This is a genomic window from Comamonas sp. HJ-2 (assembly GCF_053615495.1).
Genome location: NZ_JBSIFD010000012.1, coordinates 63,927 through 85,445 on the forward strand (window position 1 = coordinate 63,927; position 21,519 = coordinate 85,445).

The 21,519-nt window shown below is 62.7% G+C and carries 19 protein-coding genes; 12 read left to right on the forward strand and 7 right to left on the reverse strand.

All coding sequences use genetic code 11. From position 1 onward, the window contains the following. The first annotated feature begins 46 nt into the window (after positions 1-46). Positions 47-463, forward strand: a complete 417-nt coding sequence (locus ACWGXF_RS11430; protein WP_003068688.1) for an organic hydroperoxide resistance protein — start codon at positions 47-49, stop codon at positions 461-463. Here the strand turns inward: ACWGXF_RS11430 and ACWGXF_RS11435 are convergent. Further along, positions 460-1,125: a 2'-5' RNA ligase family protein gene (locus tag ACWGXF_RS11435; RefSeq protein ID WP_256628787.1), complete on the reverse strand. Its 666-nt coding sequence runs from the start codon at positions 1,123-1,125 to the stop codon at positions 460-462. The two genes, ACWGXF_RS11430 and ACWGXF_RS11435, sit on opposite strands and share 4 nt — an antisense overlap. A gap of 176 nt (positions 1,126-1,301) precedes the next feature. On the opposite strand from ACWGXF_RS11435, the gene ACWGXF_RS11440 reads away from it, so the two are divergent. Continuing rightward, positions 1,302-2,336 (forward strand): serine/threonine protein kinase, encoded by a 1,035-nt coding sequence (locus ACWGXF_RS11440; protein ID WP_256628789.1) that lies wholly within the window; start codon positions 1,302-1,304, stop codon positions 2,334-2,336. A 22-nt stretch (positions 2,337-2,358) separates the two neighbouring features. Here the strand turns inward: ACWGXF_RS11440 and ACWGXF_RS11445 are convergent, their stop codons facing one another. After that, positions 2,359-2,811, reverse strand: coding sequence for a hypothetical protein (locus ACWGXF_RS11445; RefSeq protein ID WP_164091272.1), 453 nt, complete (start codon positions 2,809-2,811; stop codon positions 2,359-2,361). Between the two features lie 20 nt (positions 2,812-2,831). Then, the gene (locus tag ACWGXF_RS11450) at positions 2,832-3,539 is read right to left on the reverse strand and encodes a TetR/AcrR family transcriptional regulator (protein WP_039050105.1); all 708 of its coding nucleotides are present in this window, start codon (positions 3,537-3,539) and stop codon (positions 2,832-2,834) included. A gap of 120 nt (positions 3,540-3,659) precedes the next feature. On the opposite strand from ACWGXF_RS11450, the gene ACWGXF_RS11455 reads away from it, so the two are divergent. Next, on the forward strand, positions 3,660-4,868 hold the full coding sequence (locus ACWGXF_RS11455) for an MFS transporter (RefSeq protein WP_452101941.1): 1,209 nt from the start codon (positions 3,660-3,662) through the stop codon (positions 4,866-4,868). Positions 4,869-4,874: 6 nt separating this feature from the next. Here ACWGXF_RS11455 and soxR read toward each other — a convergent pair whose 3' ends face one another. Next, positions 4,875-5,342 (reverse strand): redox-sensitive transcriptional activator SoxR, encoded by a 468-nt coding sequence (gene soxR, locus ACWGXF_RS11460; protein ID WP_003068674.1) that lies wholly within the window; start codon positions 5,340-5,342, stop codon positions 4,875-4,877. A 201-nt stretch (positions 5,343-5,543) separates the two neighbouring features. On the opposite strand from soxR, the gene ACWGXF_RS11465 reads away from it, so the two are divergent. After that, positions 5,544-6,038, forward strand: a complete 495-nt coding sequence (locus ACWGXF_RS11465; protein WP_256628794.1) for a RidA family protein — start codon at positions 5,544-5,546, stop codon at positions 6,036-6,038. Between the two features lie 21 nt (positions 6,039-6,059). Then, positions 6,060-7,268, forward strand: a complete 1,209-nt coding sequence (locus ACWGXF_RS11470; RefSeq protein WP_256628796.1) for an MFS transporter — start codon at positions 6,060-6,062, stop codon at positions 7,266-7,268. Between the two features lie 112 nt (positions 7,269-7,380). On the opposite strand, the gene htpG is transcribed toward ACWGXF_RS11470, so the two are convergent. From htpG to ACWGXF_RS11485, 3 genes are all read right to left on the reverse strand, one after another. Beyond that, entirely contained in the window at positions 7,381-9,330 is a 1,950-nt protein-coding gene (htpG, locus tag ACWGXF_RS11475) for a molecular chaperone HtpG (protein ID WP_452101942.1), read from the reverse strand. A gap of 326 nt (positions 9,331-9,656) precedes the next feature. After that, the gene (locus ACWGXF_RS11480; protein ID WP_256628798.1) at positions 9,657-11,600 is read right to left on the reverse strand and encodes a pseudouridine synthase; all 1,944 of its coding nucleotides are present in this window, start codon (positions 11,598-11,600) and stop codon (positions 9,657-9,659) included. Between the two features lie 84 nt (positions 11,601-11,684). Next, positions 11,685-12,416 (reverse strand): Crp/Fnr family transcriptional regulator, encoded by a 732-nt coding sequence (locus ACWGXF_RS11485; RefSeq protein WP_452101943.1) that lies wholly within the window; start codon positions 12,414-12,416, stop codon positions 11,685-11,687. Between the two features lie 226 nt (positions 12,417-12,642). On the opposite strand from ACWGXF_RS11485, the gene ACWGXF_RS11490 reads away from it, so the two are divergent. From ACWGXF_RS11490 to ACWGXF_RS11520, 7 genes are all read left to right on the forward strand, one after another. Then, positions 12,643-14,568: an AMP-dependent synthetase/ligase gene (locus tag ACWGXF_RS11490; RefSeq protein ID WP_256628801.1), complete on the forward strand. Its 1,926-nt coding sequence runs from the start codon at positions 12,643-12,645 to the stop codon at positions 14,566-14,568. A gap of 11 nt (positions 14,569-14,579) precedes the next feature. Beyond that, entirely contained in the window at positions 14,580-15,365 is a 786-nt protein-coding gene (locus ACWGXF_RS11495; protein ID WP_003068658.1) for an ABC transporter ATP-binding protein, read from the forward strand. A gap of 10 nt (positions 15,366-15,375) precedes the next feature. Then, on the forward strand, positions 15,376-16,305 hold the full coding sequence (locus ACWGXF_RS11500) for a branched-chain amino acid ABC transporter permease (RefSeq protein ID WP_034362866.1): 930 nt from the start codon (positions 15,376-15,378) through the stop codon (positions 16,303-16,305). A gap of 17 nt (positions 16,306-16,322) precedes the next feature. Beyond that, a complete protein-coding gene (locus ACWGXF_RS11505; RefSeq protein WP_003068654.1) occupies positions 16,323-17,387 on the forward strand; it encodes a branched-chain amino acid ABC transporter permease in 1,065 nt (354 codons plus the stop codon). Positions 17,388-17,586: 199 nt separating this feature from the next. After that, positions 17,587-18,903 carry an ABC transporter substrate-binding protein gene (locus ACWGXF_RS11510; protein ID WP_012840000.1) on the forward strand — a complete coding sequence of 439 codons (1,317 nt, stop codon included), beginning with the start codon at positions 17,587-17,589 and terminating at the stop codon, positions 18,901-18,903. Positions 18,904-19,092: 189 nt separating this feature from the next. Next, positions 19,093-19,932, forward strand: coding sequence for an ABC transporter ATP-binding protein (locus ACWGXF_RS11515; protein ID WP_012840001.1), 840 nt, complete (start codon positions 19,093-19,095; stop codon positions 19,930-19,932). Between the two features lie 159 nt (positions 19,933-20,091). Next, entirely contained in the window at positions 20,092-21,339 is a 1,248-nt protein-coding gene (locus ACWGXF_RS11520; protein WP_256628807.1) for a phenylacetate--CoA ligase family protein, read from the forward strand. Positions 21,340-21,519 lie beyond the last annotated feature (180 nt).

Genomic DNA, 21,519 nt, shown 5'->3' on the forward strand with positions numbered 1-21,519 from the left:
CCTCCACCCGCCCGCATTGCCGGGCAATCTCGCAAAGGAAGACACCATGGCCCAACTCGACAAGGTTCTCTACACCGCCCACGCCCACACCACCGGCGGCCGCGAAGGCGCTTCGCGCACCGATGATGGCCGTCTGGACATCCAGCTGAGCTCGCCCGGCGGCGCCGGCAAGGGCACCAACCCCGAGCAGCTGTTTGCTGCCGGTTACTCCGCGTGCTTTATCGGCGCCATGAAGGCCGTGGCCGCTCGCCAGAAGCTGACCCTGCCTGCCGACCTGTCGGTAGACGCAGAAGTCGATCTGGGCCCCGTGGGCGAAGTGTTCGGCATCGCCGTGCGCATGAAGATCAGCCTGCCCGGCATGGACAAGGCTGCGGCCCAGCAACTGGTGGACGCCGCTCACAAGGTCTGCCCCTACTCCAACGCCACGCGCGGTAATATCGACGTGACGCTGACCATCGCCTAAAGCGGCTCAGGCCACAGGGCACCGGGCGCTGCAACATAGCGCCCGGTGTCCAGTTCGAAGATGCCTTCAAGCGTCAGCGGCCCGGCAATATCGGCCGCCGCATAGCGGGTCAGCGCCAACTCCCTTACCTCGAAGACCGGCAAGTCCTGGATCAGTGCCAGCAACTTGTCCACAGCCTCTCGCAGTGGCAGCCGTCTCGCATAGTGGCCCAAGGTCACATGGGGTACATAGCGCCAGCCCGGCGCGGGCTCCATGGGCACCAGCGCCTTATGCAGGCGCTGCAAGCATTCCTGCCCCCGATCGACGCCCAGATAAGGCACGGTGGTGAAGCTGCCAGCCCCCGCGACTTGCACGGCAAAAGGGCGCAGCCGCAGGCTTTGCAGCATGGCGACATCGGCGCGCAGCGCCAGCCGGTCATATTCCCGCGCCTCATGCCTGTCCCCGCCCCGGCACAGCCCCCTATAGGCCAGCGTGATATGCGGCTGGCGCGCATGGCGCGGCAACAGGGCATCACCGAGTCTGGATCTGGCCTGCTGCATCAAGGACTCCAGGTCAGGGCCTTGCAGCATCACCACCCAGACGGCGCACCAGGGGCAGCCTTTGTGCCACTCGGCAAAATCCCGGTCCTCGCAGGGCTGTGAAAGTTCTTCGCTCTCTTGCATGCGGGCAGTGTGCCAGCTTCGGCCGCAGGCACGGCACCAGGACAGTTTTCCCACTTTTCAGGCCGCCAAGCCTCGCCTGTCAAATGGGTACCGCTATCAAATCAAAAGCAATCTTGTCGGCGTATGCGCAACCCCGTCCGACCCGGACTGGCCTGTTTGGGCCTGACAATGCAGGGATGAGCGATACACAAGACCCCTCTCACCCCTATGCGGACCTCACGCCAGACTGCGTGATCGATGCGCTGTGCAGCACGGGCCTTGTGCCGGACGGACGGCTGACGGCGCTGAGCTCCTATGAGAACCGCGTCTATCTGGCCCACCAGGACGAGGGCGACAAGGTCGTCGCCAAGTTCTACCGCCCCGGCCGCTGGAGCCGCACCCAGATCGAGGAAGAGCACGCCTTCTCCCAGGAGTTGGCGGACGTGGAAGTTCCCGTGGTTGCGCCGCTGGTGCTGCAAGGGCAGACCGTGCATGAACATGCGGGCTTTCTGTTCAGCATCAGTCCCTGGCGCGGCGGGCGCCGCCCCGAGCTGGACGACTGGGAGGTGCTGGAATGGACAGGCCGCTTTCTGGCCCGCATCCACACCGTGGGTGCCGCTCGGCCCTTTGCGCATCGTCCGGCGCTGAACCTGAAAAGCTTCGGCTACGAATCCATGCACTATCTGCTCGAACATGAGGTCGTGGCGCTCGAAGTGCGCAGCCGCTGGCAGCAGGCTTGCGACAAAGCTCTCTCATTAATAGCACCATCCGCTGACGGATTAAGCGCCGCAGGCCATTTTGGCCTGCATTCTGCGACGCAGATTCGCCTGCATGGCGACTGCCACCCGGGAAACATTCTCTGGACGCCACTGGACGACGAAGGTCATGGCGGCCCGCATTTCGTCGATCTGGACGATGCGCGCAGCGGTCCAGCCGTGCAGGATCTGTGGATGCTGCTCTCGGGCGACCGGGGCCAGCAGACGCAGCAGTTGTCGGCCCTGCTCGAAGGCTATGAACAGTTCCGCAGCTTCGACCGGCGCGAACTGGCGCTGATCGAGCCACTGCGCACCCTGCGCCTGCTGCATTACAGCGCCTGGCTGGCGCGCCGCTGGCAGGACCCGATCTTTGCCATCAACTTCCCATGGTTTGGCAGCACCGACTACTGGCAGGGCCAGGTGGACATGCTGAACGAACAGATCGAAGCCATGCAGCAGGAGCCACTCTACGCCTAAGGCGGTCCATGCCTGCAAAGAGCTAGCAGCGCCCCTGCAAACGGCATTCGGGCACGAGTTGCCCACGCGCATCGCGCCATTGCACGGCATCGCCATTCTGTGCCGGGGCAACAGGCGCAACAGACAGCGCCTCGGTTGCCTGCGGGCGATTGGGATCATGCAGCACGGTGGAGGACCCCACCCCGACACCCACGCTGGCACCGCCCACACCAGTGGAAGCGCCGACACCGGCACTTCCCAGCACCTGCCCGCGCTGATTGACGCCTACGCCCACACCGACAGGCCCGACGCCCGTGCCGACGCCTGCGCTGAGACCGCCGCTGCCAAGGCCCACGCCCACGGAAAACGGCCCCACCGGAATCCCGACGCCCACGCCAGCTCCTACGGAGCCGCAGGCGGGCAAGGCCAGCACCAGAGCAGCGGCACAGATCGTGCTCAGGATTCTGTGATGACCGGGCTTTATGGTGACTGGCATGGAATTCATCTCACTGACTCTCACTGACGTTTGACAGCCGCATTGTCACCCGCCGTGACCGCAAAAAGGTTATCAATCAGTAGCTCGACCAGTGGCTTGAGAGCCAGCTTCTGCGAGCCCTCGGAAGCCAGCAGGTTGTTGTGCACCAGCGCCATCCAGAACGGGCTGGCCAGCAACTGGGCACTGCGGCTGACCGAGCGGGTCTTGAGCTCACCCTCTTTCACTGCCAGCGCCAGCAAGTCCTGCACATAGTTCTGCCAGGCATCAAAAGCCAGCTCTTTGTACAGTCTGGCCAGCTCGGGCGCATGCCGTGCCTCGCTGAGCACCAGACGTGCCAGCATGCCGCGCTCGCTGCTCTCGACCGCTTCCAGCGTCGGCAGCAGACTGCGGCGCAGAAAGGCACGCACCGTCTCGCTTTTTCGACGCTTGAGCGGCTGGTAGACGGCCGAATGCCGCAGCGCATGCTCCACCACGCCCCGCAGCAGCTCATCCTTGGATGGGTAGTAGAGATACAGCGTGCCCTTGGCCACCTGCGCGCGGCAGGCGATGCGCTCCATGGTGCTGCGGGCCACGCCGCACTCCACGAACTCGGCCAGCGCGGCCTCCGCGATCTGCTGACGGGTCTGCGCCGTCTTGTCGAGACTCGGGCCACGCGTGCGCCGCTGACGCTTTGCCACTGTGCCGATATCCGGGTCCGCACAAGGGGCTGCCGTCGCAACATCCGCCATGCTCTGAAATCCTTTTCTAGAATTCATAAAATTGACCAATTAGTCATTTTTAACAATTTTAGGCCAAGCCGACTTGCCCGCACCGGGCATGCGGATGACTGCTCCACCAAAGCCTTCCCAATGCAATCCCGTCTGAGCCCCTATGCCTGGGTCTGCTTTTCCATGTGCGTCGGCGTCATGGGAACGGCGCTTGCCAGCCCGCTCTACCCGCTCTACCAGCAGGCCTGGGGGCTGCAACCCAGCCATATCACGCAGATTTTCGTGACCTATATGCTGGGCGCCTTGATCAGCCTGCTGTTTCTGGGCCGTCTGACCAACCTCTTCGGTTTTCTCAAAGTGCTGCGCCTGGGACTGATGGTGATGACCGTGGGCGTCATCGGCTCGGCCCTGTCCTGGAATGCCTGGAGTCTGGGCGCCTCCCGCTTCATCATCGGCCTGGCCTCGGGCCTGATCACCACCTCGGCCTCCATAGGCATGACCCAGCTCAACAACAAGGGGGACCTGCAGCGTGCTGCTGCGACCACCAGCCTGACGATTGCCTTCGGCTTCGGCCTGGGGCCCGTGGTTGGCGGCCTGATGGCGCAATGGGTGCCCCACCCGCTGGTCAGCAGCTATCTGCCGCCCATCGCACTGAGCTTTCTGGGCATCCATGCGCTGTTCAAGATCCAGCTGCCGGCGACCAGTGCGCCTGTCCACAACGCTCCCGGCCTGACACTGAAAGATGTTCTGCCCAGCATTTCCCAGCCGCGCAAGCCCTTTCTCTACCACTATGCGCTGGGCTGCATGGCGGCGTTCTCTGCCTTCGGCATGTTCAGCCTATTTGCCGCCATGGCCCCCAGCTTCATGGCCCAGATGCTGCCCTGGCACGGACCGGCAGTCTCTGGCCTGTCCATCGGCGTCATCCTGTTTCTGTCGGCCGGCATTCAGCTCATCGCCCGGCCCTACCCCACCAAGCGACTGATCATCATCGGCTTCTTCGCCCTGGCGGCGACCAATGCCCTGCTGGTTCTCAATCTGTTTGCCGGCTCGCCATGGCTGTTCGCACTGAGCGTGCTGAGCATGTCCTGCGGTCATGCACTGTGCAATCTCTCGGGCATGGCCGTGGTCAACAAGGTCTCCAAACCCGCCAACCGCACGGGCCTGCTTTCCACCTATCTGGTCGTGGGCTATGTAGGCACCATCGTCCCCATCCTGGGCATGGGCTGGCTGTCAGACCATATCGGGCTGACGGGCGCATTGATAGCCTTCTGTGCCTGTCTCGGCCTGCTGTCGGCACTGCTGGGCGTCATCAGCGCAAGGGCACGCGTGCTGCCCGTGCCGCGCCAGTAAACCCAGCTATCTGAAATGCGGGCCGGCTCCTTGCGCCGCAAGACAGTCATGGTCGTTGCGCAGCGGGCAGGCCTGCAGAGACAGGCAGCCGCAGCCTATGCAGGAGTCGAGCTGATCCCTGAGCTGGGTCAGCATGGCAATGCGTGCATCGAGCTGTGCCTGCCAATGCAAGGACAGGCGACTCCAGTCGGCCTTGCCGGGTACGCGGTTGGCCGGCAGATGGGCCAGTGCCTGCGCGATCTCGGCCAGGGGCACGCCCATGCGCTGGGCCACCTTAATCACGGCCACCCGTCTCAGCACCGCGCGCGCATAGCGGCGCTGGTTGCCCGCAGTGCGCGCACTCTCGATCAAGCCCTGCTTCTCATAGAAATGCAGCGCCGATACCGCCACCCCGCTGCGGCTGGCGACCTCTCCCACACTGAGATCCGGCATTCCCTCAGCCTCGGCCACCAGGCCGCTTCCGCATCCATTCATATCGGCGGTCTCTTCACACTGCACAGTCATCTCCCGCTGCTTTCCCGTTGCCCCTGCCTGGCCGCCATGACCGCAATCCTGTGTGGTCATACAAACCTCTTGACCTCAAGCTTAGTTGAGGTTGAACAATTCCAGCAGCTTCCGAAACAAAGGCCTGCTGCTGGCGGGCCCTGCCGAAGCCGCCTTGCCTGAAAGACTTTCATGGACGCCAAGCCCAGTTTCATTGCCCAAGCCTCTTCCCCACAACCGTGCTATCTGCAGCCCACCGGTCTTTATGACAGCCTGCCCAATGGCTACACCCACGTGGTCACCGTCCAGGAGCCGCTACGCTGGCTCTTCGTCTCGGGCCAGGGCGGAGAAAACGCCCTGGCCGAGCTGCCAGACAGCTTTGCCCAGCAGGCTGCGCAGGCTCTGGCCAATATCAAGACCGCCCTGGCCGCCGGCGGCGCGGACATGGGCCATGTGCTCAAGCTCACCGTGCTCATCGTCGATCATTCGCTGGAGCGCTTCGAGCACTGGCAAAGCGCCGTGAGACAGCATTGGGGCAGCGGCGAGGCCGGCGACCAGCGGCCGCGCTTTCCGGCCTGCACGCTGATTCCCGTGCCCAAGCTGGCCCTGCCCGGCATGCTGATCGAGGTGGAGGTCACGGCGGCCCTGCCCATGGCGGTGGGCGCCAAAGCCGCCACTCCCGCCTGACACCCTGCACCTGAACGCCTCATGAAGACCACAACACCAGCGGCCACTACCGTCCTCTCCAGAACCACCCTGCTGCTCATGGCCACGGCCTGCGGTCTGTGCGCCGGAGCCAATTACTTCAACCAGCCCTTGCTCAACTCCATGGTCCGGCATCTGCAGATCAGCGATGCCCAGGCCTCCAGCACCGTGACCATGGCCCAGGTCTCCTACGGCCTGGGGCTGCTGTTTCTGGTGCCGCTGGGCGATATGCTGGAGCGCCGCCGCCTGGTTCTGACGCTGATGCTGCTGGCCGCCTGCGGCATGCTGCTCTCGGGTATCAGCGGCCTGGCAGGCAGTTTTGCGCTGCTGGCTGCCGGCACGCTGATGGCCGGTGTCTTCTCGGTGGCCGCCCAGGTACTGGTGCCCATGGCGGCCACCTTCGCCGCTCCCGGCACCAGCGGCCGCGCCGTAGGGCTGGTCATGAGCGGCCTGCTGATCGGCATTCTGGCCTCGCGCAGCGTGGCGGGGATCCTGTCCGATCTGGGCGGCTGGAGCACCGTCTACTGGGCAGGTGCCATCGCTACGGCCTTCATGGCCCTGCTACTGGCACGGGCCCTGCCCAAGGCGGCTCCCGCCGCTCCCGTCAGCTATGGCGAAGTCATGAAGTCCCTGGGAGACTTGCTGCGCCGGCATCCGCGCCTGCGCAGCCGCGCGCTGATTGGCGGCACCGGCTTTGCCACCGTGAGCGTGCTGTTCTCCACCATGGCGCTGCTGCTGGCCGGGCCGGGCTTTGAACTCTCGGATCTCATGATCGGCCTGATCGGCATAGTCGGCATTGCCGGCGCACTGATGGCCAATGTGGCAGGCCGCATGGCCGACAAAGGGCTGGAGCAGTCCACCACGCTGGCCGGCGCCATTCTGATGCTGCTGGGCTGGCTGTGCCTGTGGCTGGGCGGCAGCAGCATCTGGTGGTTCATGCTGGGCCTGCTGGTGGTCGACGGAGCCTTGCAGGCCCTGCACATCAGCAACCAGAACGTGGTCTATGCATTGGCGCCCGAGGCCAGATCGCGCATCAATGCCGTCTATATGACCACATACTTCCTCGGCGCCTCCCTCGGTTCGGCACTGGGCTCGTGGGCCTGGCTGGCACATGGCTGGACCGGCACCAGCCTAATGGGCGGCCTGCTGGGCCTGTTCACCCTGGCCATGGTGCTCTGGGATCGCAGCCTGCTTGAACGTTCACGCAGCTAATCAATTTTGATAGCTTTTAGCACTCTACCCATAAGCGATACAGCCGGAAATCATAAAAAATCCCCGCAGAGCCACCACTCTGCGGGGATTTTTATCGGGGTAACCGAACCGCTCAGGCCAGCAGCGCGTTCACACGCTTGACATAAGCAGCCGGATCCTCGGGCATGCCGCCCTCGGCCAGCACGGCCTGGTCGAACAGAATCTGGGCCAGATCGTTGAAGTGGACGGAGCCGTCCAGCTTCTTGACCAGGGCGTGATCGGGGTTCACTTCCAGCACGGGCTTGGACTCGGGCGCGGCCTGGCCGGCCTGCTTGAGCAGGCGGGCCAGTTGCAGGCTCATGCCGCCGTCGCTAACCACCAGGCAGGCGGGCGAGTCGACCAGGCGGCTCGTGGCGCGCACGTCTTCGGCACGGTCCTTGAGCGCTTCCTTAAGCTTGGCCAGCACGGGCTTGAAGGCTTCGGCGGCTTCCTCGGCGGCCTTCTTCTCTTCCTCGTTCTGCAGCTTGCCCAGATCCACGGCGCCCTTGGCCACGGACTGCAGCGGCGTGCCGTCAAAGTCGTGCAGATAGTTGAGCGCCCACTCGTCCACGCGATCGGTCATCAGCAGGACTTCGATGCCCTTCTTCTTGAACACTTCGAGCTGCGGGCTGTTCTTGGCCGCAGCCAGGGTGTCGGCCGTGATGTAGTAGATCGCGTCCTGACCTTCCTTCATGCGTGCCTTGTAGTCGGCAAACGATGTGTTCAGACCTTCGTGCATGGTGGTGGCAAAGCGCAGCAGCTTGGCAATGCGCTCCTTGTTGCCGAAGTCCTCGCCCAGGCCTTCCTTGAGCACGGCGCCGAACTCGTTGTAGAACTGTGTGAACTTGCCTTCCTTGGCCTTGTTCTCTTCGCTGACCACGTCCTGCACGCCATCGGCAGCCTCGGCCGCAGCTTCGTGCCTGTCGTGCCGTGCCAGGTCTTCCAGCATCGACAGCACGCGCTTGGCCGAGCCATCGCGGATCAGGCGCACATCGCGGCTTTCCTGCAGCAGCTCGCGGCTCACGTTCAGCGGCAGGTCGGCGGAGTCGATCACGCCCTTCACAAAGCGCAGATACTGGGGCATCAGCGCCTCGGCATCGTCCATGATGAAGACGCGCTTCACATAGAGCTTGATGCCGGCGTGCTTGTCGCGCTGGTACAGGTCGAACGGGGCCTTGGCGGGGATGTAGAGCAGCTGCGTGTACTCGGTATTGCCTTCGACTCGGTTGTGGCTCCAGGTCAGCGGGTCCTCGAAGTCATGGCTGATGGCCTTGTAGAACTCCTTGTATTGCTCTTCCGTGATGTCCTTCTTGGCGCGGGTCCACAGGGCGCTGGCCTTGTTCACGGTTTCCCATTCGCCGGTCTTGACCATCTCGCCGGGCTGATCGTTCTCGCCGTCCTTCCACTCCTCCTTTTCCATCAGGATGGGCAGGCTGATGTGGTCGGAATATTTGGAGATGACCTGCTTGAGCTTGTAGCCGTTGAGAAACTCCTCGGCATCTTCACGCAGGTGCAGGATGATGCTGGTGCCGCGCTGGGCGCGTTCGATCTGCTCGATCTCGAAGTCGCCCGTGCCGCCGCTGATCCAGCGCACGCCGGCCGATGCCGGAGCACCGGCGCGGCGGGTTTCCACCGTGATCTTGTCGGCCACGATGAAGCCCGAGTAAAAGCCCACGCCGAACTGGCCGATCAATTGCGAATCGGCCTTCTGGTCGCCGCTGAGCTTTTCCATGAAGGCCTTGGTGCCGCTCTTGGCAATCGTGCCCAGATTGTCGATGGCCTCCTGCTCGCTCATGCCGATGCCGGTATCGGTGATGGTCAGCGTGCGGGCAGCCTTGTCGAAGGAAACGCGCACTTCCAGCTCAGGCTGATCGCCGTAGAGGCTGGCATCGCCCAGCGCCTCAAAGCGCAGCTTGTCGCAAGCATCCGAAGCATTGGAGATCAGCTCGCGCAGGAAGATTTCCTGGTTGGAATACAGCGAATGCGTGACCAGGTGCAGCAGCTGGGCCACTTCGGCCTGGAAGGAATGGGTTTGCTTTGTCATGTCTTTGTGAGCGAAAAACTGAAAATCAAAAGCCGCCCGGAGAACCTCTCAAGGCGATTCGCAGTCATAGCTAGGGCCTGCCCCTGATATTTCAAGGGCTATTCGGGCAAGAAAAAAGCGCAAGCACTTATTCAAAAAGAATAGCTACTTGCGCTTATCAATAAAGAGTCAGAGGCCAATTTCACTGAAAAACTGGCGCACCCCAAGCAAGAGACACCGAGGAAGGGCCTGGGCGGCCCCGCCGCCCCGCACCGAGGGTGTCGCCCCCTCCCATAGCGCGCAGCGCGTAGAGAGAGGGGGAAGCCGCAAAGCGGCTCAGGGGGAGCTTAGAAACTCTCGTGTGGAGCCAGATAGCGCCATTGGCCGGTGGGCAGATTGCCCAGGGTCACGCCGCCGATGCGGATGCGCTTGAGGCCCACGACCTTGAGGCCGACCTGCTCGCACATGCGGCGAATCTGGCGCTTCTTGCCTTCGGTCAGCACAAAGCGCAGCTGCTCGGGGTTTTGCCAGTCCACCTGGGCCGGCTTGAGCGGCTGCTCGTCCAGCGACAGGCCGTGGCGCAGCAGAGCCAGCTTTTCCTCGGGGAAGACGGACTGCACATCCACGTCGCGATCGCCGAAGGTCACTCGCACCAGGTATTCCTTGTCGACTTCCGAGTCCTCGCCAATGATCTGGCGCGCCACGCGGCCGTCCTGCGTCAGCACCAGCAGACCCACGGAGTCGATGTCCAGACGGCCGCAGGGAGCCAGGCCCTTGAGCTGGCTGAAGTTGAAGCGCGTCTTGCTGCGGTCTTCGTTCCAGCGGTTCTCGTTGGTGATCAGCACCACGGCGGGCTCATGGCCGTCCTCGGCCTGACCGCTGACATAGCCCATGGGCTTGTTCAGCAGGATGGTGACCTGCTGGTCCTGGCGCTCCTGAGCCTTCTGGTCGATCTCGATCCTGTCGCCGGGCACCACGTTCTGGCCCATGGTTGCGACTTCGCCGTTGACCGTGACCCAGCCGTTTTCCACCCACTCATCGGCTTCGCGACGCGAGCACATGCCCATGTCGGCAATGCGCTTGTTGATGCGCACGGCACCGGGACGGTCGTCCTGGCGCGCTTCGGCTTCGGGAGCACGCTTGACGGGAATCGCACGGTCCGAGCCATCGGCTGCGGGGCGATAGGTGCGAATACCGGTGGTGGGGCGACGGGTCGCCTCCGACACAAACGAGCCGGGAATATGGCGCTTTTCCGGCTCGCCACCACGCTCGTCGCGGCGTTCGCCACCACGCTCGTCGTTGCGGCGGTTGTTACCGCGACGGGCATCCCCGCGACGGTCGTCACGATCAAAGGAGCGGCCTTCGAGACGGTCACCGTAGCCACGGCTCTGCGGACGATCACCAAAGTCGCGGCCCTGCGGGCGATCGCCACCACGGCGCTCGCCATCACGGGGCTGGTATTCGCGGCGTTCGCCACCTTCGGAGCGGTCTTGGCGACCAAAACCACGGTTTTGCGGACGGTCACCAAAGTCACGACCCTGAGGACGCTCATCGCGGCGGCCTTCAAAGCGATCACCGCCACGACGTTCGCCGTCGCGTGGACGGAATTCACGGCGCTCGCCACCTTCGGAGCGCTCAAAACGGCCCTGTTCAGGACGGCCAAAACCGGACGAACGTGGACGGTCGCCAAAGTCACGACCGCCTTGCGGACGCTCATCACGGCGGTCGTCACGAGGATGGAATTCACGACGCTCGCCGCCTTCGGAGCGCTCAAAGCGACCCTGGTCGGGGCGGCCAAAACCGGACGAACGTGGACGGTCACCAAAGTCACGGCCGCCTTGAGGGCGGTCGTCACGAGGACGGAACTCGCGGCGCTCGCCACCGCGATCACCATCACGCGACTCGCCATAGGGGCGGAAACCACGGTCATCGCCGCCAAAACGGCGCTCGCCGCCTTCGTCGCGATCCGCGCGGGGACGGCGCTCATCGCGCTGCGAGAAGCCGCCGCGACGCTCACCGTCATCACGAGCAGGGCGACTGCCATCAGGACGACCAAAGCCTGAAGCGCGGGGGCGCTCGTCGCGCTCACGCTGAGGGCGTGCGCCACGCTCGCCACGCGGGCCGCGATCGGTGCCGCCAGCGGGCCTGGAGCCACGGGCTGCCGCTGGCTTTTCGGCCTTGGCTGGCTTGGCCGGTGCACGCAAAACAGGGCGCGCCGACGAGGAATCAGAAGGCGCGGAGGAATTGCCAGCACCAGGGGCGCCGGACTCTTTAGGAGGTTTGACTGACATTTGGGCGTAATTGTCTCGCGACGCGCGGGCGCGAGGCGAGAGTTATCCACAATTCCAGCGCGGAGCTAGGTTATAGGACGTCCCTCAGGCAAGCGCCTTGCGCGACGCACAGAACTCACCATGCCGCAGCGCTTCCAGGTCCAGTACGCGCAGACCGCCATACTCGATCTGGATCACGCGCTCGCACTGCAGCACGGACAAGGCCTCGTTCACACGCTGACGCGACAGGCCGACCAGATTGGCCAGCTCCTGCTGGGTGATGCGCAGAATCTGCCCCACGCCGGGATAGAGCAAGGGGTTGAACAAGGCGGCCAGAGTGCGCGCCACGCGCAGATCGGGATTGCTCATGCGGTCTATCTCGCGCGCCGCGATGAACTGGCCAAGGCGCTCGTTGAGCTGGTTCATCACAAAACGGTTGAAACCTATGGAGTGATCAAGCAGCCAGTGGAACATGTCTATGGGCAGGCCGCCCACAACAGTCTTGCGGATGGCCTGCACGTTGTAGCGATAGGGCTCACGCTTGATGACCGTTCCCTCACCAAACCAGCCGCCGGGAGGCAGGCCGGCCAGCGTCATGCTGACTCCGTCGGCGCTTTCGGTGTTCATCTTGAGAAGGCCGTCGACCACGCCAAACCAGTAGGTAGGCGGGCGACCGGTGCGGCAGACATAGTCACCCGGCTCGGCATCGCCGACGAGCAGCACGCGTGCCACGTTTTCACGCTCTATGGGCAACAGAACGGGCCACCAGGGAATGCCATCGAGTTCTGAGCTCAAAGGCTTGCGCCGCCTTTGATGCAGGGACAGTTCTTGACTCATGCCCAGAAGCATTGCCAAAGCCGCGCTGGCGCAACAGCGGGATTTCCACGAGGCAGCAAATGCGCCATTTTCAGCAGCATTTGTTACAGCGGATTTTCACTATGCAGGCTTTCCCTCAAATTGTCGTCAAACAGACATCCTGACGTCAAAGTCGCTCATAGCATGTCTGCAAGACTTTCGTGAAGGGTAGCCGCGGCGGCTCCAACCCCAACCAAGAGGATCAGGCATGACAACCACGTTCCCGCAACTGCTGCTCAAGCACGCGACAGAACGCCCCGATGCGCCCGCCCTGCGCGAAAAGGAGTATGGCATCTGGCAAACCTGGAGCTGGCGCGAAGCCGCACAGACCGTGCGCCACATGGCCTGCGGCCTGCGCGCGCTGGGGCTTGCAGGTGGCCAGAACCTGGCGTTCATCAGCGATAACCGGCCCCATGTCTACATGGGCTTTCTGGCCGTTCAGGCCTGTGGCGCAGTGCCCATTCCGCTGTACCAGGATGCCGTGGCCGCCGAGATGCGCTTTGTGATGGAGGACGCGGAGATCGCGTTCGCTTTCGCCGAGAACCAGGAACAGGTGGACAAGCTGCTGGAAGTGCGCGAGAGCGTTCCCGGCATTCGTCACATCATCTATGACGATCCGCGCGGCCTGCGCAAATATGACCAACCCGGACTCATCAGCACCGATGAGCTGCTGGCCAAGGGCAAGGAATGGGATGCACGGCACGCGGGAGCCTATGAGGCCATGGTCCAGGCCGTCTCGCCCGACGATGTCTCGGTCATCCTCTACACCTCGGGCACCACGGGCAAGCCCAAGGGGGTGTGCCAGACCCACGCCAGCTTTGGCGAATCTGCCCGCGGCGGCGTGCAGACCGATGGCCTGAATGCTTCCGACAATGTGATCTGCTATCTGCCGCCGGCCTGGGTGGGAGACCATCTGTTCTCGTTTGCGCAATGGCTGGTAGCGGGCTTCACCATCAACTGCCCGGAATCCGCCTCGACCATCGCCATCGACCTGCGCGAGATCGGACCCAGCTACTACTTTGCTCCGCCGCGCATATTCGAGGGCATGCTGACCTCGGTCTCCATTCGCATGGAAGATGCCTCTCCGCTCAAGCAATGGATGTATGCCAAGGCCATGGAGGTGGCACGTCGCGTAGGCTCGGACATTCTGGACGGCAAGAGCGTCAGTGCCATGGATCGCTTCAAATATCAGTTGGGCAGCTTGTTCATCTACGGGCCGCTGCGCAATGCTCTGGGCCTTTCGCGCATCCGCGTGGCCTATACGGCAGGCGCTGCCATCGGCCCCGAGCTGTTTCGCTTCTTCCGCTCCATCGGAATCAACCTCAAGCAGCTCTACGGTCAAACCGAAACCTGTGCCTATGTCTGCCTGCAGCGCGACCGCCAGGTGGAACTCTCCAGCGTGGGCCAGGCGGCTCCAGGCATCGAGCTCAAGATTGCCGACAATGGCGAGGTGCTGGTCAAGGGTGTGTCCGTGCTCAAGGAGTACTACAAGCGCCCCGACGCCACGGCCGAGGTGATCGACGCCAGCGGCTACTTCCATACCGGCGATGCCGGAGTGATCGACGCCAACGGTCAGCTGCGCATCATCGACCGCGCCAAGGATGTGGGCAAGACCAGCCGCGGCGCCATGTTCGCGCCCAACTACATAGAGAACAAGCTCAAGTTCTTCCCGCATATCAAGGAAGCCGTTTGCTTCGGCCATGGCAAGGACGAGGTCTGTGCCTTCATCAACATCGACTACGAGGCCGTGGGCAACTGGGCCGAGCGCCAGGGCCTGCCCTACGGCGGCTATGTGGACCTGGCCAGCAAGGCCAAGGTGCTGGAGCTGGTGGCCGACTGCATAGACAAGGTCAACGCCGACCTGGCCAGCGAGCCCGGCATGGCCGACACCCAGGTGGCGCGCTTTCTGGTGCTGCACAAGGAGCTGGACCCCGATGACGATGAGCTGACCCGCACCCGCAAGGTGCGCCGCAACTTCATCGCCGACAAGTACGGCGTGCTGGTGGATGCGCTCTACACCGGCAAGCAGCAGCAGTTCATCGAGACCCTTGTGAAGTTCGAGGACGGCCGCACGGGCAGCGTCAGCGCCACGCTGACCATCGTCGAAGCCAAGCTCCACCCGGCTGCCGCCTGAGAGGAATTTTCATGAATACAAGAACCAGCGGCGAAGTGATTCTGGACATCAAGAACATCAGTCTGCGTTTCGGCGGCGTCAAAGCCTTGACCGATATCTCGTTCAATGTCAAAGAGCACGAAATCCGCTCCATCATCGGCCCCAACGGCGCCGGCAAGAGCTCCATGCTCAACTGCATCAACGGGGTCTATACACCGTCCGAAGGCTCCATCACCTTTCGCGGCCAGACCTTCAGTCATATGAACAGCCGCCAGGTGGCCGAGATGGGTGTCGCACGCACCTTCCAGAACCTGGCGCTGTTCAAGGGCATGAGCGTGATCGACAACATCATGACCGGCCGCAACCTCAAGATCCGGAGCAACATCCTCATGCAGGCCCTGCGCATCGGCCCTGCGCAACGCGAGGAAATGCAGCACCGCGAGTTCGTCGAACACATCATCGACTTTCTCGAAATCCAGGCCTATCGCAAGACTCCCGTGGGCCAGCTTCCCTATGGCCTGCAAAAGCGCGTGGACCTGGGCCGGGCCCTGGCCATGGAACCTCAGGTTCTGCTGCTGGACGAGCCCATGGCCGGCATGAACGTGGAAGAAAAGCAGGACATGTGCCGCTTCATCCTCGATGTGAACGAGGAGTTCGGCACCACCATCGTGCTCATCGAACACGATATGGGCGTGGTCATGGACATTTCGGACCGTGTCGTGGTGCTGGACTATGGCAAGAAGATCGGCGACGGCGCTCCCGATGAAGTACGCAACAACGAAGACGTGATCCGCGCCTATCTGGGCGCAGGCCACTGAAGGAGCAGTCATGGGATTTTTCTTAGAGACATTGTTCGGCGGCCTCATGGTGGGCACGCTGTATGCACTGATCGCCATCGGCTTTGTGCTGATCTTCAAGGCCTCTGGTGTCTTCAACTTTGCGCAAGGCGCCATGGTGCTGTTTTCGGCCCTGGCCATGGCGCGTTTTTCGCAATGGATTCCCGGCTGGCTGGGCCTGGAGCCGGGGCTGGTCGGCAACCTGCTGGCCATCGTCGTCACCCTGGCTCTGATGGTGGGCGTGGCCTGGGTGATCGAACGTCTGGCCCTGCGCCATCTGGTCAATCAGGAGCCCATCACCTTGCTGATGGCCACGCTGGGCATTGCCTATTTGCTCGACGGCCTCGGCCCCATGGTCTTTGGCAGCGAGGTCTACAAGATTGACGTAGGCATGCCCAAGGACCCCGTCTTCATCATGGACAGCCTGTTTCAGGGCGGCGTGATGATCAGCCTGGAAGACCTGTATGCGGCCTGCATCGCCGCCATCCTGGTGATCTGCCTGAGTCTTTTCTTTCAGAAGACCAAAACCGGACGCGCGCTGCGTGCCGTGGCCGACGACCACCAGGCCGCCCAGTCCATCGGCATTCCGCTGTCGCGCATCTGGGTCATCGTCTGGTCGGTGGCCGGCGGCGTGGCTCTGGTCGTCGGCATCATCTGGGGCAGCAAGCTGGGCGTTCAGTATTCGCTGTCGCTGGTGGCCCTGAAGGCCCTGCCCGTGGTGATTCTGGGCGGCCTGACATCACTGCCCGGCGCCATCATCGGCGGCCTGATCATCGGCGTGGGAGAGAAGCTCTCCGAGGTCTACATCGGCCCCATGGTGGGCGGCGGCATCGAGACCTGGTTTGCCTATGGTCTGGCCCTTTGCTTCCTGCTGGTACGACCCCAAGGTCTGTTCGGCGACAAGATCATTGACCGCGTCTGAACAGGGAGAACAAGAATATGTTTTATCGTGAAAACGGCCAGTTCAAGACCAGCTACGCGGCAGACCAGCAGATCTTCGGCGTCGCGCAGGACCGCTGGGTCATCCTGCTGGTGCTGGCCTTTGCCTTCCTGGCCATTCCCTTCATTGCCAGCGACTACACCTTTCAGGCGATTCTGATTCCTTTCGTCATCATGTCGCTGGCGGCGCTGGGACTCAATATCCTCGTCGGCTACTGCGGCCAGATTTCGCTGGGTACCGCCGCCTTCATGGCCGTGGGTGCCTATGCGGCCTACAACCTGCAGGCCCGCATTGAAGGCATGCCTTTGCTGGTAGCACTTCTGGGCGGTGGCGTGGTGGCCATGGCGTTCGGCGTGGTGTTCGGTCTGCCCAGCCTGCGCATTCGCGGCCTGTATCTGGCCGTGGCCACGCTGGCCGCCCAGTTCTTTGTGGACTGGCTGGCGACCCGCGCGGCCTGGGTGACGAACAACTCCTCTTCCGGCTCGGTCAGCGCCAAGCCCCTGGCCATTCTGGGCTGGGCCATCGACACGCCCATGGAAAAGTACCTGCTCTGCCTGGCGATTCTTTGTCTGCTCGGCCTGGCCGCCAAAAATCTGGTGCGCAGCTCGGTAGGACGTGAATGGATGGCCATGCGCGACATGGACGTGGCAGCTGCAGTGATCGGCATTCGCCCCACCTACGCCAAGCTGTCGGCCTTTGCGGTCAGCAGCTTTATCGTCGGCGTGGCCGGAGCGCTCTGGGGCTTTGTCCACCTGGGCGCCTGGGAACCCGCGGCCTTCAGCCTGGACCGCTCGCTGCAGCTGCTGTTCATGATCATCATCGGCGGCCTGGGCTCGGTCGTGGGCAGCATCTTCGGCGCCGCCTTCTTCGTGCTGCTGCCGCTGCTGCTCAACCAGGTGCCCCACTGGCTGGGCCTGCCGCTGTCCACTGCCACGGCGACCTATCTCGAGCACATGATTTTTGGTGCGCTCATCGTGTTCTTCCTGATTGTGGAACCCCACGGATTGGCCAAGCTCTGGGCCACGGCCCGTCAGAAGCTGCGCGTCTGGCCGTTTCCGCATTGACGACTCCCCCTTGTGCCGCTGACGCGGCTTCTCCCAAGGGGGACGGTACCTTCGCCAGGGAGGCTCCGCCGCGAGGCGGCTCTTGCTCGGTGCCCCTGAATTGCTGAGTGCTTGATTGAGAGATAGCTGATTTATTTACAAGACACCGCAGAGTGCCTGCAACCGGGACAGCGTCCCATACAACCCAAGGAGACAGTCGATGATGTTCAAGAAAGTTGCGATTGCTGCCGCTGCTGTTGCTGCAGGCATGGGAGCCTTGATGGCCTCGCCTGCGGCTCAGGCCCAGGAGCAGTTCGTGCCTCTGCTGGTGTATCGCACGGGCCAGTTCGCGCCCCTGGGTATTCCATGGGCGGACGGCAAGCAGGATTACCTCAAGCTGGTCAATGCCAAGGGTGGCGTCAACGGTGTGAAGATCAAATTCGAGGAATGCGAAACCGCCTATGACACGGCCAAGGGTGTGGAATGCTACGAGCGCCTCAAGAACAAGGACGGCGGCGCCTCGGGCTTTGACACCCAGTCCACCGGCATCACCTTTGCCGTGACCGACAAGGCTCCCGGCGACAAGGTGCCGGTGGTCACCCCAGGCTATGGTCTGTCCCAGTCCGTGGACGGCAAGGTCTTCGAGTGGAACTTCCCGCTGCTGGGCAACTACTGGACAGCCGCCGACTCCATCGTGCAGGACATTCTGAAGAAGGAAAAAGGCAACCTTAAGGGCAAGAAGATCGCTCTGGTCTATCACGACTCGCCTTATGGCAAGGAGCCGATTCCGCTGCTGGAAAAGCGCGCCGCCAAGGATGGCTTTGAGCTGATCAAGCTGCCCGTGACCGCCCCCGGCGTGGAGCAAAAATCCACCTGGCTGCAGATCCGCCAGAACCGCCCCGACTATGTGCTGCTGTGGTCGGCCGGCGTGATGACTCCTACGGCCGTGCGTGAGGCGCAGGCCACGGGCTACCCCCGCGAGAAGATGTATGCCGTCTGGTGGGGCGGCTCCGACCATGACGTCAAGGACATCGGTGCCGGCGCCAAGGGCTACAACACGGTGACCATCCACAACACGGCCGAGAGCGACAAGGTGCATGGCGACATCAAGTCCATGCTCTACGACAAGGGTCAGGGCACGGCCAAGGACGCCAAGGAACTGGGCCAGCTGGCACATACTCGCGGCATGGTGATCTCCATGCTGCAGGTTGAGGCCATCCGCACCGCTCAGGAAAAGTTCGGCAAGGGCAAGGTCATGACACCCGAGCAGGTGCGCTGGGGCCTGGAGAACCTGAACATGACGCAGGAACGCCTGAACGAGCTGGGCTTCGGCAAGATCATCCGCCCCTTCAAGACCAGCTGCGACAACCACCTGGGCGCCGATTGGGCCCGTATTGCCACCTGGGACGGAAGCAGGTTCAAGGTGACTTCCGACTGGTACCAGGCCGACAAGTCCATGGTCGATCCGCTCTACAAGGAATTTGCGGAAAAGTACGCCAAGGAAAAGAACGTCAAGGTAAGAACCTGCACCCCCTGAGGCGATTCACGCCTTCCCCCCTCACTGGCGCCAAGCGCCTGAGGGGGACGACGGCGCGGCCTGCCCAGGTCCTTGCTTGATGTCTCTGACCAAGGCCCGCCTCGTCGCAACCGGATTTATAAAAATCAGCCTCGAGCGCTTATCCATAAAGTGCAGACAGCTATCTATTTTGAGTTATCAGGTGACCGCATGACCGATATCGCGCACACAGTTTCCACTTCTGCCCAGACCGCACCGCTGGTGGAAGTCAATGGCATCGAGGTCATCTACAACCATGTGATCCTGGTGCTCAAGGGCGTCTCGCTACAAGTACCCCACCAGAGCATCGTGGCCCTGCTGGGCGGCAATGGCGCAGGCAAGACCACCACGCTGCGCGCCATCTCCAACCTGCTCAAAGGCGAGCGCGGCGAAGTCACCAAGGGCGGCATTACGCTGGAGGGCGAGCAGATCGCCAACCTCTCGCCCGCCGAACTTGTCAAGCGCGGAGTGGTCCAGGTCATGGAAGGACGCCACTGCTTCGCCCACCTGACGATCGAAGAAAACCTGCTCACCGGCAGCTACACACGCACGGACAAGGGCGAGATTGCAGCCAATCTCGAGAAGGTCTACAACTACTTCCCGCGCCTCAAGACCCGGCGCACCAGCCAGGCTGCCTACACCTCGGGCGGCGAGCAGCAGATGTGTGCCATCGGCCGTGCGCTGATGAGCAACCCGCGTATGGTTTTGCTAGACGAGCCTTCCATGGGCCTGGCGCCGCAGATCGTGGACGAGGTCTTTCACATCGTCAAAGACCTCAACAGCAAGGAAAAAGTCACCTTCCTGCTGGCCGAACAGAACACCAACATGGCGCTCAAATACGCCGACTACGGCTACATCATGGAAAGCGGGCGCATCGTCATGGACGGCTCCGCCAAGGATCTGGCCAGCAACGAGGACGTCAAGGAGTTCTATCTGGGCGTGGGCGGCGGCGAGCGCAAGAGCTTCAAGGACGTCAAGAGCTACAAACGCAGAAAACGCTGGCTGGCCTGATGGCTGCCCCCTGAGGCGCTTCGCGCCTTCCTCCCAGGGGGACGACAGCCTCGCTGCGCGGCTGCGCTTGCTCGCTGTCTCTGGCTTGGTGCGCGCCAGTTTTTAGCTTGCGCCCATTGACTTCCGTTTTGCTTGCAGATTTTCTCTACAGGATTTGCCATGAGTGATTTCTACGATGCCCTGGAAACCCGCAGCCCCGAACAGCGCGAAGCCGACTGCATGGCCAGCCTGCCGCTGCAGATTGCCCATGCACAGCAGCGCTCCAGCGCTTTTGCCGAAATTCTCAAAGGTGTGGATGCATCCCGTATCACCAATCGCGCAGCGCTGGCCACCTTGCCTGTGACGCGCAAGAGCGAGCTGCTGGAGCGCCAGGCCGCACAGCGTCCGCAGCAGATTTTTGGCGGATTCAATGCCATTGGCCTTGGCCACGACATGCCCAGGCTGTTTTCCAGCCCCGGCCCCATCTACGAGCCCGAAAGCCGCCGCCCCGACTACTGGCGCATGGCCCGCTCCATGTACGCCGCAGGCTTCAGGGCTGGTGAGCTGGTGCATAACTGCTTCAGCTATCACTTCGTGCCCGCCGGATCGATGATGGAAACCGGCGCCCAGGCCCTGGGCTGCACGGTGTTCGCGGGCGGCACGGGCCAGACCGAGCAACAGGTGCAGGCCATGGCTGATCTGCGGCCTGCAGCCTATGTGGGTACGCCCAGTTTTCTGAAAATCATTGTGGAAAAGGCCCTGGAGATGGGAGTGAAGCTGCCCAGCCTGACCAAGGCCATGGTCAGCGGCGAAGCCTTCCCCCCCTCGCTCAGCCAATGGATGCGCGAGCATGGCATAGATGCCTACCAGAGCTATGGCACGGCCGATCTGGGCCTGATTGCCTATGAGACCAGCGCCCGTGAAGGTCTGGTGCTGGACGAGGGCGTGATCGTGGAGATTGTGCGCCCCGGAACCGGCGACCCTGTGGCGGAGGGCGAGGTGGGCGAGCTGGTCATCACCACGCTCAACCCCGACTATCCGCTGATCCGCTTTGGCACGGGTGACCTCTCGGCCTATCTTCCGGGAACCTGCCCCACGGGTCGCACCAATGCCCGCATCAAGGGCTGGATGGGCCGCGCCGACCAGACCACCAAGGTGCGCGGCATGTTCGTGCATGCCAAACAGGTGGCCGAGGTCGTCAAGCGCTTTCCGCAAATCGTCAGGGCCAGGCTGGTGGTGACGGGTGAGATGGCCAACGACCAGATGCAGTTGCTGGTTGAAACCACGGAAACCGCACCGGGCTTTGCCCTGCAGGTGATCGACGCCTTGCGCGAAGTCACCAAGCTGCGTGGCGAAGTGCAGATGGTGTCTCCCGGCAGCCTGCCCAATGACGGCAAGGTGATCGAGGACGCACGCTCCTATCAGTGAAGCTCTGAAGAGCTGCCGGCATTCGACTGGCTCTGCAACCTAAAGGTTTTGTACTGGGACTTGAGCTTGGCCAAGCCCCTGCACATGTGTCGCCAATACGCGACAGGCAATCGGTTTGCTTTAACGCAAATGCAATGTGATCGCCCGCTCCATCAAGGGATAACACTTAGAAAATAACAA

Excerpts from the sequence above, each read along its gene's own strand:
- ACWGXF_RS11440 (WP_256628789.1), top strand. The coding sequence starts at position 1,302 with ATGAGCGATACACAAGACCCCTCTCACCCCTATGCGGACCTCACGCCA.
- ACWGXF_RS11470 (WP_256628796.1), top strand. The coding sequence starts at position 6,060 with ATGAAGACCACAACACCAGCGGCCACTACCGTCCTCTCCAGAACCACC.
- ACWGXF_RS11455 (WP_452101941.1), top strand. The coding sequence starts at position 3,660 with ATGCAATCCCGTCTGAGCCCCTATGCCTGGGTCTGCTTTTCCATGTGC.
- ACWGXF_RS11450 (WP_039050105.1), bottom strand. The coding sequence starts at position 3,539 with ATGGCGGATGTTGCGACGGCAGCCCCTTGTGCGGACCCGGATATCGGC.
- ACWGXF_RS11510 (WP_012840000.1), top strand. The coding sequence starts at position 17,587 with ATGATGTTCAAGAAAGTTGCGATTGCTGCCGCTGCTGTTGCTGCAGGC.
- htpG (WP_452101942.1), bottom strand. The coding sequence starts at position 9,330 with ATGACAAAGCAAACCCATTCCTTCCAGGCCGAAGTGGCCCAGCTGCTG.
- ACWGXF_RS11435 (WP_256628787.1), bottom strand. The coding sequence starts at position 1,125 with ATGCAAGAGAGCGAAGAACTTTCACAGCCCTGCGAGGACCGGGATTTT.
- ACWGXF_RS11485 (WP_452101943.1), bottom strand. The coding sequence starts at position 12,416 with ATGAGTCAAGAACTGTCCCTGCATCAAAGGCGGCGCAAGCCTTTGAGC.
- ACWGXF_RS11480 (WP_256628798.1), bottom strand. The coding sequence starts at position 11,600 with ATGTCAGTCAAACCTCCTAAAGAGTCCGGCGCCCCTGGTGCTGGCAAT.
- ACWGXF_RS11430 (WP_003068688.1), top strand. The coding sequence starts at position 47 with ATGGCCCAACTCGACAAGGTTCTCTACACCGCCCACGCCCACACCACC.
- ACWGXF_RS11520 (WP_256628807.1), top strand. The coding sequence starts at position 20,092 with ATGAGTGATTTCTACGATGCCCTGGAAACCCGCAGCCCCGAACAGCGC.
- ACWGXF_RS11490 (WP_256628801.1), top strand. The coding sequence starts at position 12,643 with ATGACAACCACGTTCCCGCAACTGCTGCTCAAGCACGCGACAGAACGC.
- ACWGXF_RS11465 (WP_256628794.1), top strand. The coding sequence starts at position 5,544 with ATGGACGCCAAGCCCAGTTTCATTGCCCAAGCCTCTTCCCCACAACCG.
- ACWGXF_RS11500 (WP_034362866.1), top strand. The coding sequence starts at position 15,376 with ATGGGATTTTTCTTAGAGACATTGTTCGGCGGCCTCATGGTGGGCACG.
- ACWGXF_RS11495 (WP_003068658.1), top strand. The coding sequence starts at position 14,580 with ATGAATACAAGAACCAGCGGCGAAGTGATTCTGGACATCAAGAACATC.
- ACWGXF_RS11505 (WP_003068654.1), top strand. The coding sequence starts at position 16,323 with ATGTTTTATCGTGAAAACGGCCAGTTCAAGACCAGCTACGCGGCAGAC.
- ACWGXF_RS11515 (WP_012840001.1), top strand. The coding sequence starts at position 19,093 with ATGACCGATATCGCGCACACAGTTTCCACTTCTGCCCAGACCGCACCG.
- soxR (WP_003068674.1), bottom strand. The coding sequence starts at position 5,342 with ATGAATGGATGCGGAAGCGGCCTGGTGGCCGAGGCTGAGGGAATGCCG.
- ACWGXF_RS11445 (WP_164091272.1), bottom strand. The coding sequence starts at position 2,811 with ATGCCAGTCACCATAAAGCCCGGTCATCACAGAATCCTGAGCACGATC.